We start from the raw sequence: 13,500 nt of genomic DNA on the forward strand, positions 1-13,500 counted from the left end.
CCACCACCGCCGGGGCCGGCGCCGAGGGGCGGACCGCCCCTCGGCCGTGCCGTCCTCACGCGTGCCAGTCCCGCCGGCGGCGCGAGGACGCGCGGGCCCGCGCCCGCCGCCAGGCGCGCCTCATCCGAGGGGTGCGGAGGGGGTTCGCGGCCCAGGAAGCTCCCACCGCCTCGGGCGGCCGCCCACCGCCGTGGTTCGCCGTCGCGACGTCGTGCGCCTGGTGACCGGCCACGAGCGACATCCGTGGGCCGGCGTCCGCGGGCTCCCGAGGGGTGGCTACGGTGTGCGCCCGTGGGACGCTTGATCGGGATCGAGGGCATTGACGGAGCGGGCAAGCGGACCTTGTTCGGGAAGCTGAGCACGGCACTCACCGAACGCGGGCTGAGCGTGCGCGGTCGAGCCTTCCCCCGCTACGGCGTGGACGTGCACGCGGACCTGGTGCGGGACGCCCTGCACGGCGACCTGGGTCCGGTCTCGGACTCGCCGCACGCGATGGGCCTGCTGTACGCGCTCGACCGGCGGGACGCGGCGGAGGGCCTGCGAGCGGACCTGGAGCGGTACGACGTCGTGCTGCTGGACCGCTACGTGGCGTCGAACGCCGCGTACGGTGCCGCCCGGCTGCGCCAGGACGCCGACGGCGACTTCGTGCGCTGGGTGCACGACCTGGAGATCTCCCGCTTCCGGCTGCCCGTCCCCGACGCGCACCTCCTGCTCAGCGTCACCCCCACCGTCGCCGCCTCCCGAGTGACCCGCCGTGAGGCGACCGAGGTGGGGCGCGAACGTGACATCTACGAGTCGGACGCCGACCTCCAGGCTCGGTGCGCCGCGCTCTACGAGCAGCTCGCCCGACGCGGCTGGCTCGCGCCCTGGACGGTCGTGGACGCGGTGTCCACGGTGGATACGAATCGGTTGGTCGATGAACTCTTCGGCTGAACAGCCGCACACCCTCGTACTCGCCCTGCTCGACGAGGTGCGGTCCGAGACTGGCCTGCCCGTGACGGACTGGGTCCGGGAGGAGCACGGCGACCACTCGATCGTCGAGGTCTGCCCGCCCGACGCCGCCGGTGACGTCGTGGTGTGGCTGCTCGGCCAGATCGCGCTGGTCTTCCTGGACATCGCCGAGCCCGTCGAGTTCGACCTCCGGGAGGAGGGTGAGGCGGAGCGCCTCCACTCGCTGTTGCTCGCCGCCGCGCGGGGGCAGGTCGAGTTCGACGAGCTGGTGGGCAGGTCCGCGAGCCACCCCTACGCCGTGCGCTGGCCCGGCGGCGAGCACCGGGTGACGGTGTCCTCGTGGACCTGGATGTGGCGGCGGCGCATGACCCACCGGGTGCGGCGGTTCCCCTCCTGGACGGGGGCGGCGGAACCCGGCCGGGTCCTGGCCGACGTGCCCGACGGGCACCCGACGGGCACGAGCGAGGACGACGGCGCTCCCCCCGGGGAGGGCTTCCTGGTCGCACCCCGCGAGAGCCTCGAGAGTCCCCCCACGAAGAGCGTGGAGGCCGCCGGAACGGCCTTGGGAGGCAGCCGTTCCGACTAGCCCGACCCCGTCCCGACCACGCCTGCCCCACGCGTAACGAACCGGTCACCGGAAACGGTCTAAGACCGGGGGATACAACGTGATTCGAGTCACCACGGCGTGGAAGAGGGGGAGCTGGTGCGAAATGCGAGCACCGTGCACGGCGAGCGGTTCGGTAACAACGGTCACGTCTCACGTCCCTGGGTGGTGCGTTCCCGCAGGGCAGCCAATGCGACGATATCCAGCATGAAGTCGCGTGTACTGGTAGTTGACGACGACCCCGCGCTCGCCGAGATGCTGACGATCGTCCTCCGGGGCGAGGGATTCGACACCGCGGTCGTCGGCGACGGCACACGCGCCCTTCCCGCCGTGCGGGAGCTCAAGCCGGACCTGGTGCTGCTGGACCTCATGCTCCCCGGGATGAACGGCATCGACGTGTGCAAGGCGATCCGCGCCGAGTCGGGCGTTCCGATCGTGATGCTGACGGCGAAGAACGACACGGTGGACGTCGTGCTCGGCCTCGAATCCGGTGCCGACGACTACGTGGTGAAACCGTTCAAACCCAAGGAGTTGGTGGCCCGCCTGCGTGCCCGGCTCCGGCGGACCGAGTCCGAGCCGGCGGAGGTGCTGAGTATCGGAGATCTCACCATCGACGTGCCCGGACACGAGGTGACCAGGGAGGGACGACCGATCTCGCTGACTCCGCTGGAGTTCGACCTGCTGGTCGCCCTTGCCCGCAAACCCCGGCAGGTGTTCACTCGTGAGGTCTTGCTGGAACAGGTGTGGGGTTACCGGCACGCCGCCGACACCCGGCTGGTGAACGTCCACGTGCAGCGGCTGCGTTCCAAGGTCGAACGCGACCCGGAGCACCCCGAGGTGGTACTGACCGTTCGTGGGGTGGGATACAAGGCCGGCCCCCCATGACCCGTGACGGGACCGGGTGGTGCGGGTGAGGAGTTCTGATCGCGGCGGTGAGTCGTTCCACCGGCGCGCCGCCCGGCGGGTCCGGCGAGCTCATCGCCTCGTCCGCCGGCGGCTGGGAGCAGCCGCCGGGTTGTGGCGGCGGTCGCTCCAGGTGCGGGTGGTCGTGAGCACGCTGGCGCTTTCCTCCGCCGTGGTGTTCGTGTTGGTGATGGTGCTCCAGACGCAGATCATCTCGCGGCTGATCGACGGCAAGCGCGACGCCGCGCTGGAACAGGCCCAGACCAGCAGGGAGATCGTCAGCAACGAGTTGCGCGGCTCCAACCCGAACTCGGACGGTTTCGGCACCCAGCTCAGCGCGGCGAGGAACACGCTCAGCACCAGGACCGACCAGGACTCGTCCGGGTCAGCCGGCGTCTTCGACCCGGTGCTGGCCGACTTCTACGGGCGCCAGACCGAGACGGGGGAGCCCCTGGCCCAGTCCGGCCCCCTCGACGACATCCCGGAGGACCTGCGGCGGCAGGTGGAGGACGAGAACAGCCTCGCCTCCCAGATCACCACGGTCGACCGCGACGGCCAACCCGTGACGATGCTCGCGGTCGGCATTCCCGTGCCCACCGTGAGCCGGACGATCCAGCTCTACCAGCTGTACCCGCTGACCCCGGAGCAGCGGACCATCAGCCTCGTGCAGAGCACGCTGCTCGTCGGAGGGCTCGCGCTGGTCGTCCTGTTGGGCGGCGTCACCTACCTCGTGACCAGGCAGGTCGTCCGACCGGTCCGGGAGGCGGCCGAGGTCGCCGAGCGCTTCGCCGACGGGGACCTGGACGACCGGATGCGGGCGACCGGTGAGGACGAGGTGGCCAGGCTCGCCGAGTCCTTCAACGCCATGGCCGAGAGCCTCCAGGGGCAGATCCGCCAGCTGGAGGAGTTCGGCCAGCTCCAGCGCCGATTCACCTCCGACGTCTCCCACGAGTTGCGGACGCCGTTGACCACGGTCCGGATGGCGGCGGACGTGCTGCACGCCTCCCGAGACCAGTTCCCCGCCGGCCTCGCCCGCTCCACGGAGCTGTTGGTCAACGAACTGGACCGCTTCGAGTCCCTGCTCAGCGACCTGTTGGAGATCAGCCGACTGGACGCCGGGGTGATCCAGCTCAGCGCGGAGAGCGTGGACCTGCGGCCGGTGGTGCGCAGCGCCGCGGAGTCGGTGCGCGCGATCGCCGCGACGGCGAAGGTCCGCATCGACCTCCACCTGCCACCCGACCCGGTGATGGTCGCCATCGACTCCCGCCGCATCGAACGGGTGCTGCGCAACCTGCTTGCCAACGCCGTCGACCACGGTGAGGGCAAACCCGTGGAGGTCAGGGTCGGTGAGAGTTCCGCCGCGGTCGCCGTCACCGTCCGCGACTTCGGCGTGGGGCTCAGGCCCGGTGAGGAGGAGCTGGTCTTCAACCGCTTCTGGCGTGCCGACCCCTCCAGGAACCGGCACAGCGGTGGCACGGGGCTCGGGCTGGCGATCAGCCTGGAGGACGCCCGCCTGCACAACGGCGAGTTGGAGGCGGTCGGTGAACCCGGGGAGGGCGCCTGCTTCCGGCTGACGCTGCCCCGGCGTCCCGGGATCGAGCTGACGCGGAGCCCGCTGCCGTTGATGGTGGCGGACCCGTCGTGGGGCGGTGCCCGCTCCTACTACGACGCCGAGCGCCTCGTGGCGGGCGGGGTCCAGGACGACGGGCTCGCCGATCTCGTGAGCGGTGCCGGGCCCGAGGACGGCGCTCCAGCGGGGCCACCCGCTCCGGCACCGGTCGAGGACCCGGACCACCAGGAGGACTCGGTGCTGGTCGGCGCGGAGGACGACGTGGCGGTGGCCGAGGCGCGGGCGACGCGGGAGCGGTTGGAGAAGCTGGGCCTTCCCAGCTGGTCCGAGGCGTTGACCGGCGACCGGGGGAGGGACTCGACGTGACGTCGGGGCGGAGCGGACCTGGTGGGGGAGGACCGGCGGCGAGCCTGCTGGTGATGCTGCTCGCGGGAGTGAGCCTGCTCGCCGGGGGGTGCGTGGCGATCCCGGAGTCCTCCACGGCCACCGTGGCGCAACGGATGGATGACGGGATTCCCGGCGGTGACGTCCAGGAGCCCGACCCGGAACTGGACGCCCCCGAGCTGGCCCGTGCCTTCGTGCAGGCGAGCGCGCGCCCCGACGACGACCACGCGGAGGCGCGTGCGTACCTGACCGACGACGCGCAGCGCCAGTGGGACACCGAGTCCCGCATCACCCTGGTGGACGAGCTCCAGCTGGTGATCCACGACCAGGAACTCGCCGTGAGCGAGGCCCCGGACGATGTGGCGGTCGTCCGGGTCACCGCGCGCCGCATCGGCCGGATCGAGCCGGACATGTCCTTCGTGCCCGACTGGGGGACGCACGACATGCGGCTGGTGATGACCAAGGAGAGCGAGGAGCGGGGGTGGCGGATCAGCCAGCCCCCGACCGACGTGGTCATGACGGTGGACGACTTCAACCTGAACTACCAGCAGGTGCAGCTGTACTTCCACGCCAGTGACCGGCCGGGCCTGGTGCCGGACCTGCGGTACATCCCGGCGCAGCCGAGCACCGCGCATCCCGGGAAGGTCGTCGAGTTGCTCCAGAGCGGTCCCTCGGCCAGCCTCGCCGGAGCGGTGGCTCCCGTGCTGCCCCGGGGCGCGGCGATGCGGTCCAACGTCAGCGACGCGCGGGACGCGGTGATCGAGGTCAACCTGTCGAACCTGGGGAAGGACCCGACGCCGGAGTCCTACCGGCGGATGGTCGCGGGCATCGTGCTCTCCATCCAGTCGGTCACCCCGCGTCCGGTGCGGGTGATGTACGAGAACGTCGACGTGCTGCCCGAGAAGAAGCTGTGGCGCATGGTCGACTTCCGGGCGGAGATGCAGGCGTTCGCCCCCAACCTGGACCTGCCGGGGCTGATGGTGCGCAACGGCCGGGTGGAGACGTTGACCGGGGAACCGGTGCCGGGGCCGGCCGGCGCGGGCGACTACCGGGCGGAGACGGCCGCGCAGTCGGTCGACGGGAGCCAGCTCGCGGTCGTGGGCCGTGACCTGGGCGGTCGGCCCACCCTCTGGGTCGGTGGCTACGGCGAGGACCTGCTGCCGGTGGAGATCGACGCCGAGACGCTCACCAGGCCGACGTGGCGGGCTGGCACCTCCGAGTTGTGGACCGTCGCCGACGGCGACACGGTGCTGCAGGTGGTGGCCACGGGGCAGAACGGCTGGGTGACCAGGCCGGTGCCCCACCGGCTGCCGGACGACCAGTTGCCCGTCACCGATCTCCGGCTGTCCCCGGACGGGATGCGGGTGGCCGTGGTCGGGGGTGACGACCTGCTGGTCGCCTCCGTGTCCAGCGACAACGAGGGGCCCAGGATCGGAGGGCACCACGTGTTGCACCGCATCGGGGAGGAGATCCAGGCCCGTTCGGTGGCCTGGCAGTACCCGGCCCCCGGGGAACAGGGCAGCGAGTACCTGATCGTCGCGGTCAGCGGGAAGTACCCGGTGATGCGGATCAGCCCGGACGGCATGGTCTTCCAGCGCTACCAGCAGTCGAACCTGACCCAGGACGTCACGACGGTGACCGCGTTCCCGAAGAAGGACGTGATGGTCGCCGACCAGAACGGGCTGTGGACCGTGCAGGACGTGAACAGCTACTGGCAGCAGCACACCGCCGTCAAGAACGGCGGCGCGGTACCGCTCTACCCCGGGTGACACCCGATCGGTCGGAGTCGGCCGCGATCGAGCGTCGGGAACCCGGTTTCCGTCGGTCCCGCTCGGGAGGCTCCGAACCATGCGTGCGCTGTGCGACTCGGTGCTGGACCTGCTCGTCCCCCGCTGGTGCGTGGGCTGCGACCTCCCCGGGGTCGACCTCTGCGACGGCTGCCGGCGTGGGCTCGGCCGACCCCGCGCGGTGACGAGGAGGCCGGTCGCGGTGGCGGCGCCGGTGTACGCGCTGGCCGAGTACGCCGGCGCGACCAGGTCCGCCGTCCTGGCGTTCAAGGAGCGGGCCAGGCGGGGGCTCGCGGTGCCCCTGGGCCGGGCCCTCGCCGAGGGGATCGGCGGTCCGCACCGTCCCGCAGGAGCTCCACCGAGGCTGGGGCGTGACGAACCGTGGTGGCTCGTCCCCGCGCCGTCCCGCCCGGCCGCGGTGCGGAGGAGGGGCGGGAGCCACGTTCTGCGGCTGGCCGAGGTCGCCGCGGCGGGACTCCGCGCGGGTGGCCTGGCCGTCGGTGTCGCGGACGGCCTGCGGCTGGGACCCGGTGCCAGGGACTCGGTCGGTCTGCCGCCCGCCGAACGGCTGGCGAACCTCGCCGGCCGGGTCGTGGTGCGCCCCCGCCGCCTGCCACCCCGGGGAGCGGAGGTCGTCGTGCTGGACGACGTGGTCACCTCCGGCGCCACCGCCGCCCAGTCGGTGCGCTCCCTCCTCGACGCCGGGCTGCGGGTGCGCGCGGTGGTGGTGCTGGCGGTGGCGGGCGGGGGTTCGGCGCGCCTCGCGGGTACCGGTGGAACGGCGCGTGGCGATTACCTGACGTGACTCCCGGGGTTTCCGCGCTCGCCCGATCGGTTGGTTTCCCGCGAATTTTTCGCGACCAATTCGGGAACTTCGGGTTGCGCGCACCCGTTACCCGGGTATGAGGCGATTACGAGGCGGCGGCAGTGAGGGCGGAGGTCAGCCCGGTGGGACACCGGGTCGGACGAGCATGCCCTCGGTCGTCGACGTCTCGGGACCGCCGAGGGGTGCTGTGACCGTCGGTAGTCATCGCGCATCGCTCTCCACGGGGCTGGGCAATACCGACGGATGGGGCTAACGTGCTCGGCTATCAGTCGCGGAGGGCCAGACGAACCGGCCGGATGACACCGCCGGAGGGAGGCGATCAACTCATGCCATTGGCGTCGTGAGGCCGGATGAGCCCGGGCGCGCTCCGACGCCACCGTTTCACGCATCGCTCGCAGATCGCGCGAGGGAGGTCGTTTATGGACATCGTGGTCAAGGGTCGTAACGTCGAGATCCCGCAGCACTACCGGGTGCACGTGGCGGAGAAGCTGGGCCGACTCGAACGTTATGACCGCAAAGTCATCCGCTTCGACGTCGAGTTGTTCCACGAACCCAATCCGCGGCAGGCGAAGAACTGCCAGCGCGTCGAGATCACCGGCAAGGGACGCGGACCCGTGGTCCGCGCCGAGGCCTGTGCCCAGGACTTCTACGCGGCGTTGGACGTGGCGGTGAACAAGCTGGAGAACCGGCTGCGCCGCATCCACGACCGGCGGAAGGACGGCAGGCGCAAGGCGAAGTCCATCGCGGAGACGATGGCCGGGACCGCCGCCGGTTCCGCCGAGTGGCCGAGCCTCGTCGGGATGCCGACGGCCGGCGGAGGCGCCGGGAACGCTGATCGCGAGCAGACAGGGAGGACGACCGTGCTGGACACGACCGAGCGCCAGGTGGCTCAGGCCGAGAACGTGAGCGAGATCCCCTCCCAGTGGAGTTCCGACGAACCCGGCCGGATCGTGCGCACCAAGGAGCACCCGGCCGAGCCGATGACCGTTGACCAGGCCCTCTACCAGATGGAACTGGTCGGCCACGATTTCTACCTCTTCTCCGACGCCGACAGCGGCCGTCCCAGCGTCGTGTACCGGCGTCGGGGTTTCGACTACGGTGTGATCAGTCTGGTCTGACTGCCGTGAGTGACGGTTCGCGGCACGGGCCATACTGAGAGTGCGACCGTGCGAGTGGTCCCCGCCCGACAGGATCGGGTCGGGGACCGCCCCGCGAGTGGGGGCGGTGAGGTCGGTGTTCCCGGTGGGCGCGTCCGCGTGGCACCGACTCCGGGGCGCTCCCGCCGGTCATGCTTGCCCCGCACGGACGTATCGCACTCCCAATCCGCGCCTAGTATGGCGGCAAAGCGCCTGTGGCGGGCGCGTGACGATCAGCTAGTGAGGTCGACCGAATGGTCCTGTCCCGACTGCTCCGCGCCGGCGAGGGCAAGACTCTCAAGCGCCTGCGCAACATCGCGGCGCACGTGAACTCGCTCGAGGAGGAGATCGCCCCGCTGACCGACGATCAGCTGCGGGCGAAGACCGACGAGTTCCGCAGCCGTCACGCCGATGGCGAGAGTCTCGACGAGCTGCTGCCAGAGGCCTTCGCCGTCGTGCGGGAGGCCGCCAAGCGCACGCTGGGCCAGCGTCACTTCGATGTGCAGCTCATGGGTGGCGCCGCCCTGCACCTCGGGCAGGTCGCCGAGATGCGCACCGGTGAGGGCAAGACGCTCACCTCGTCGTTGCCCGCCTACCTGAACGCGATCTCCGGTGAGGGCGTTCACGTCGTCACCACCAACGACTACCTGGCCAAACGTGACTCGGAGTGGATGGGCCGGGTCCACCGCTTCCTGGGCCTGGAGGTCAGCGTCATCGTCGCCCAGATGACCCCCGAGCAGCGACGGGAGGCCTACCGGGCGGACATCACCTACGGCACCAACAACGAGTTCGGTTTCGACTACCTGCGCGACAACATGGCGTGGAACCTGCGGGACTGCGTGCAGCGCGGCCACAACTTCGCCGTGGTCGACGAGGTGGACTCCATCCTCATCGACGAGGCCAGGACCCCGCTGATCATCTCCGGCCCGGCCGACCAGTCCTCCCGCTGGTACCAGGAGTTCGCGCGGATCGCGCCGCTGATGGAGCGGGAGAAGCACTACGAGGTCGACGAGCGCAAGCGCACCATCGGTGTGACCGAGGCCGGTGTGGAGCTGGTCGAGGACCAGCTCGGTATCGAGAACCTCTACGAGGCGGCGAACACCCCGCTCGTGGGCTACCTGAACAACGCGTTGAAGGCCAAGGAGCTGTTCAACAAGAACAAGGACTACATCGTGCGCGGCGACGACGTGATGATCGTCGACGAGTTCACCGGCCGGGTGCTCGCGGGGCGCCGGTACAACGAGGGGATGCACCAGGCCATCGAGGCCAAGGAGCGGGTCCCGATCAAGGCCGAGAACCAGACGCTGGCCACCATCACGCTGCAGAACTACTTCCGCCTCTACGACAAGCTGTCCGGGATGACCGGTACGGCGCAGACCGAGGCGGCCGAGCTGCACCAGATCTACAAGCTGGGTGTCGTCACCATCCCGACGAACCGCACGATGCAGCGGAAGGACCAGCCGGACCTGGTCTACAAGACCGAGGTGGCGAAGTTCGAGGCCGTCGCCGAGGACATCGAGGAGCGGCACCGCGAGGGGCAGCCGGTGCTGGTCGGGACGACGAGCGTCGAGCGCTCCGAACACCTCTCCAAGATCCTCACCAAGAAGGGTGTCAAGCACGAGGTCCTCAACGCCAAGCACCACGAGCGGGAGGCCGCCATCATCGCCCTCGCCGGTGTGCGGGGCGCGGTCACGGTGGCCACCAACATGGCGGGCCGGGGAACCGACATCGTGCTGGGTGGCAACCCCGACTTCATCGCGGACAAGGAACTCCGCGACCGGGGCCTGGACCCGGTGGAGACCCGGGAGGAGTACGAGGCCGCCTGGGACGCGGAGCTCGACAAGGCGAAGGCCGAGGCCGAGGCGGAGGCGGAGCTGGTCAGGGAGGCCGGTGGTCTCTACGTGCTGGGCACCGAGCGCCACGAGTCGCGGCGCATCGACAACCAGCTGCGCGGTCGGGCCGGGCGGCAGGGCGACCCGGGTGAGACGCGGTTCTACCTCTCCCTGGGCGATGAGCTGATGCGGCGCTTCAACGCCAGCATGGTCGAGATGGTGATGACCAGGCTGCGGGTGCCCGACGACGTCCCGATCGAGCACAAGATGGTGACCAGGGCGATCCGCAGCGCCCAGACCCAGGTCGAGCAGCAGAACTTCGAGATCCGGAAGAACGTCCTCAAGTACGACGAGGTGATGAACAAGCAGCGGACCGTCATCTACGCCGAGCGCCGCCGGGTGCTCGAGGGTGAGGACCTGCGCGAGCAGATCCACCACATGATGCGGGACGTCTGCACGGCCTACGTGGAGGGCGCCGCCGACGACGGCTACCCGGAGGACTGGGATCTCGAGCAGCTGTGGACCGCGCTGCGCACGCTCTACCCGGTCGGCATCGACTGGAAGGAACTGCTGGAGCAGGACGGCAAGGGGCTGACGAAGCAGGGTCTGCTCGACGCGGTGCTGGCGGACGCCGAACGCGCCTACGAGCGGCGTGAGGCGGAGATCAACGAGCTGGTCGGCGACGAGAACGCCATGCGTGAACTGGAGCGGCGGGTCCTCCTCTCCGTCCTGGACCGCAAGTGGCGCGAGCACCTCTACGAGATGGACTACCTCAAGGAGGGCATCGGCCTGCGGGCGATGGCGCAGCGGGACCCCGCGATCGAGTACCAGCGCGAGGGCTTCGACATGTTCAACGCGATGTTGGACGCGTTGAAGGAGGAATCGGTCGGTTTCCTGTTCAACATCCAGGTCGAGCCGCCGGAGGACAAGGACCGCAAACGCGCCGCCGGCGAGGGCGAGGACAAGGTCGCGGTGACCGTCAGCTCGGGTGCCGGCAGCGCGGACCCGGCCGCCACCCCCGGCCAGGCGAGGACCAACGGCAACGGCGGCCGTCGGCCAGCGGCACCCCCGCCGCCGGCGGCGGAGCAGGCGCCCGTGCCCGCGGCACTGCGAGGCAAGGGGCTGGACGGCCCGGGGCGTCAGCAGCTGAACTACTCGGGACCGGACGAGGCCGGCGCCCCCGCCAACCAGGGTGGTCGAGGCGGCGGCCGCTCGGGTGGCACCGCGAACACCGGCGGGAACCAGGCCGGCCGGAGCCAGAGCGGTAACCGGAAGGACCGCCGGGCGGCCGCGCGGGCCCAGTCGAAGCGCGACCGGCGCGGCTGACCCGGCCAACGGCGTCACCGCCGGCCCCCGTCCACGACGTGACCGGTGCGCCGTGTCCGACCGACGAGGTCGAACACGGCGCACCGCCATGTCCGCCCCACCCTGACGAAGCGGGCGACCAGTGCCTGCCGGCGATCACCCAGGGCCACCAGACCGCTGGCCTCCACCCCGGACCACTCGCCCCGCGCGTCGAGGACGGTCTGGGCGCGCAGCGAGCACAGCCGGTAGGGGGCCGCCGGTGGCGCTCCGGGACCGCCGGGGCGGAGCTCGCGGACCAGGGCTGGGGCCAGCACCGCCCGCAGCTGGCTCGCCGGCCTGCGGCGGGCGAACACCTCGACGATGACGGTCAGGGCGGGCCGCGCCACCCGGTACGCGAGCCGTTCCCCGGCGCGGGTACCACCGGGCAGGACCACCGGTCCCTGGGCGGCCAGTGCCGCCAGGCCGCTCCGGTGCCACGCCGGTTCGTCAACCGGGGTGCCTTGCTGGGGCGGTGGCGGAAGCGGGCGCAGCGGCGGTTCGAACTCCGGCAGCGGGCGGAGGCGCAGGGCGGGCAGGACATCGGCCAGCAGCCGCTCAGCCTCGTCGCGGACGAGGCCCGGGCTCGGCGGGACCAGCAGTGACGTGCCGGCGGCGAACGAACGTTCCACGGGATCTCCCAGGTTCCGGGACACGGGACACCTGGCTGATCCCCGAGCACCACGCCTGCGGTCACCCGGCCGGGATTTTCACCTGATCAAGTGGTCCCGGTCCACCGTGCGACGTGCGGACGCGACGGTGGGGGCGTTCTCCCCGTACCGAGCGCCGGACGCGGGCGCTGGCCACCCACCTGACCTCGGGCACGGCCAACCCGGACGACGGACGGCGGTCGTCCCACCTTGGCGCACTACCCTGGGCCGCGTGTCGTCGGATTCGTTGGTCGGCCTGGTCATGGATGTCGGCGGGGTGTTGACCGACCTCGGCGGGTTTCCGGCGTCCGAGGAGCCCCCGCTGCTGGGCGCGGTGCGGCTGTTGCGCCGCCGAGGCGTGCGGACGGCCGTGCTGTCCAACGCCCAGGGGTACCCGCCCGATGCCGGCTGGCGTGCCGACTTCGACGCCGTGGTGGTGTCCGGCGAGGTCGGGATGGGGAAGCCGGACCCGCGCGTGTACCGCCTGACCGCCGCTCGACTCGGTCTCGCCCCCTCCCGGTGCGTCTTCGTCGACGACCTCCCCCGCAACGTGCGTGGTGCCGTCGCCGTCGGCATGGTCGGGGTGCGGCACGACACCGTGGCCGCCACCCTCGAGGAACTGGACGCGCTGTTCCCGGAACGGTGAGCCGTCCCGAACTCCCCGGCGCTCGCCTCGCCCTCGGCGTCCGTCACCCGTCGTGGGTCAGGCCCCGGCGCACCAGCTCGAAGCAGAGCACCGCCGCGGCGCTCGCCACGTTGAGCGACTCGACGCCGCCGCCGAGCGGGATGCGGGTCCACCTGGTCACCTGGCGGTGCACGTCGACCGAGATCCCCTCCGTCTCGCCACCGAGCACGAAGGCCACCCGCTCGTCGGGGAGGGTCAGGTCGAACAGGGACCGGTGGGCGCTCGCCTGCATGCCCACGACCTGGTAGCCCTCGGCCGCCAGCTCCTCGACGGCACCGGCCGCGGTGGCGCACCGGAGCACCGGGGCGTGGAACGCGACGCCAGCCGATGCCTTCACCACCATCGGGTCGATCGCCGCCACGCCCCGCCGGGGCATCACGATGCCCTCCACGCCCGCCGCGGTCGCGGTGCGCAGGATCATGCCGACGTTGGCCGGTGTGGTGATGCCGTCCAACACCAGCACCGTCCTCGGCGCCGGGCCCTCCGAGAGCGCCAGGGACAGCGGACGCATCCGGCGCGCGACGACGTCCGCGAGAACCCCCTGGTCGTGGCGGCCGTTCCCGGCGAGCACCTTCACCCGTTGCGCGGTGGCGCGCTGCACGGTCACCCCACGACGCTTGGCCGCCCGCAGGATCTCACCGGCGGAGTCGCCGCTCGCGTTGGTCGCCAGCACGACCTTGTCCACGGTGAGCTCGGGGTCCGCCAACGCCTCCAGCACCGGCTTGCGGCCGTACACCGTGACGAAGCGGTCCTTCGGGGAGATGGGGGTCTGCATGGCGTCAGCATCGCAAGCCCCCGGCACCGGGGGAGGAGCAGGCCCACCGGGAGCCG

General features: G+C 71.3%; 11 protein-coding genes. 9 read left to right on the top strand and 2 right to left on the bottom strand.

Annotated features, from left to right (window positions below; all coding sequences use genetic code 11):
- Positions 1–291: 291 nt before the first annotated feature.
- The 8 genes from G443_RS19975 to secA all read left to right on the top strand — a co-directional run bounded on the left by G443_RS19975 (position 292) and on the right by secA (position 11,319).
- Entirely contained in the window at positions 292–933 is a 642-nt protein-coding gene (locus G443_RS19975) for a dTMP kinase (RefSeq protein WP_026419302.1), read from the top strand.
- Entirely contained in the window at positions 917–1,537 is a 621-nt protein-coding gene (locus G443_RS19980) for a hypothetical protein (RefSeq protein WP_026419301.1), read from the top strand. Before G443_RS19975 ends, G443_RS19980 begins: the two co-directional genes overlap by 17 nt.
- A gap of 225 nt (positions 1,538–1,762) precedes the next feature.
- Entirely contained in the window at positions 1,763–2,440 is a 678-nt protein-coding gene (gene mtrA / locus G443_RS19985) for an MtrAB system response regulator MtrA (protein ID WP_026419300.1), read from the top strand.
- Between the two features lie 16 nt (positions 2,441–2,456).
- Positions 2,457–4,394: an MtrAB system histidine kinase MtrB gene (gene mtrB, locus G443_RS19990; protein ID WP_026419299.1), complete on the top strand. Its 1,938-nt coding sequence runs from the start codon at positions 2,457–2,459 to the stop codon at positions 4,392–4,394.
- Positions 4,391–6,181 carry an LpqB family beta-propeller domain-containing protein gene (locus G443_RS25595; RefSeq protein WP_026419298.1) on the top strand — a complete coding sequence of 597 codons (1,791 nt, stop codon included), beginning with the start codon at positions 4,391–4,393 and terminating at the stop codon, positions 6,179–6,181. The genes mtrB and G443_RS25595 overlap by 4 nt, the downstream gene beginning before the upstream one ends.
- A gap of 79 nt (positions 6,182–6,260) precedes the next feature.
- The gene (locus G443_RS20000) at positions 6,261–7,004 is read left to right on the top strand and encodes a ComF family protein (protein ID WP_051314088.1); all 744 of its coding nucleotides are present in this window, start codon (positions 6,261–6,263) and stop codon (positions 7,002–7,004) included.
- A 440-nt stretch (positions 7,005–7,444) separates the two neighbouring features.
- Positions 7,445–8,143: a ribosome hibernation-promoting factor, HPF/YfiA family gene (gene hpf, locus G443_RS20005; protein ID WP_026419297.1), complete on the top strand. Its 699-nt coding sequence runs from the start codon at positions 7,445–7,447 to the stop codon at positions 8,141–8,143.
- Positions 8,144–8,415: 272 nt separating this feature from the next.
- A complete protein-coding gene (gene secA, locus G443_RS20010) occupies positions 8,416–11,319 on the top strand; it encodes a preprotein translocase subunit SecA (protein WP_026419296.1) in 2,904 nt (967 codons plus the stop codon).
- Between the two features lie 14 nt (positions 11,320–11,333).
- Here secA and G443_RS25600 read toward each other — a convergent pair whose 3' ends face one another.
- Positions 11,334–11,966: an Rv3235 family protein gene (locus tag G443_RS25600; protein WP_155886187.1), complete on the bottom strand. Its 633-nt coding sequence runs from the start codon at positions 11,964–11,966 to the stop codon at positions 11,334–11,336.
- A gap of 280 nt (positions 11,967–12,246) precedes the next feature.
- On the opposite strand from G443_RS25600, the gene G443_RS20020 reads away from it, so the two are divergent.
- A complete protein-coding gene (locus G443_RS20020; protein ID WP_035292533.1) occupies positions 12,247–12,630 on the top strand; it encodes an HAD-IA family hydrolase in 384 nt (127 codons plus the stop codon).
- A gap of 43 nt (positions 12,631–12,673) precedes the next feature.
- Here G443_RS20020 and G443_RS20025 read toward each other — a convergent pair whose 3' ends face one another.
- Positions 12,674–13,444, bottom strand: coding sequence for a TrmH family RNA methyltransferase (locus tag G443_RS20025; RefSeq protein WP_026419294.1), 771 nt, complete (start codon positions 13,442–13,444; stop codon positions 12,674–12,676).
- Between the last annotated feature and the right edge of the window lie 56 nt (positions 13,445–13,500).

Origin of the sequence: Actinoalloteichus caeruleus DSM 43889 (assembly GCF_000429185.2) — a bacterium.
In the GTDB taxonomy this organism is placed as follows: domain Bacteria; phylum Actinomycetota; class Actinomycetes; order Mycobacteriales; family Pseudonocardiaceae; genus Actinoalloteichus_B; species Actinoalloteichus_B caeruleus.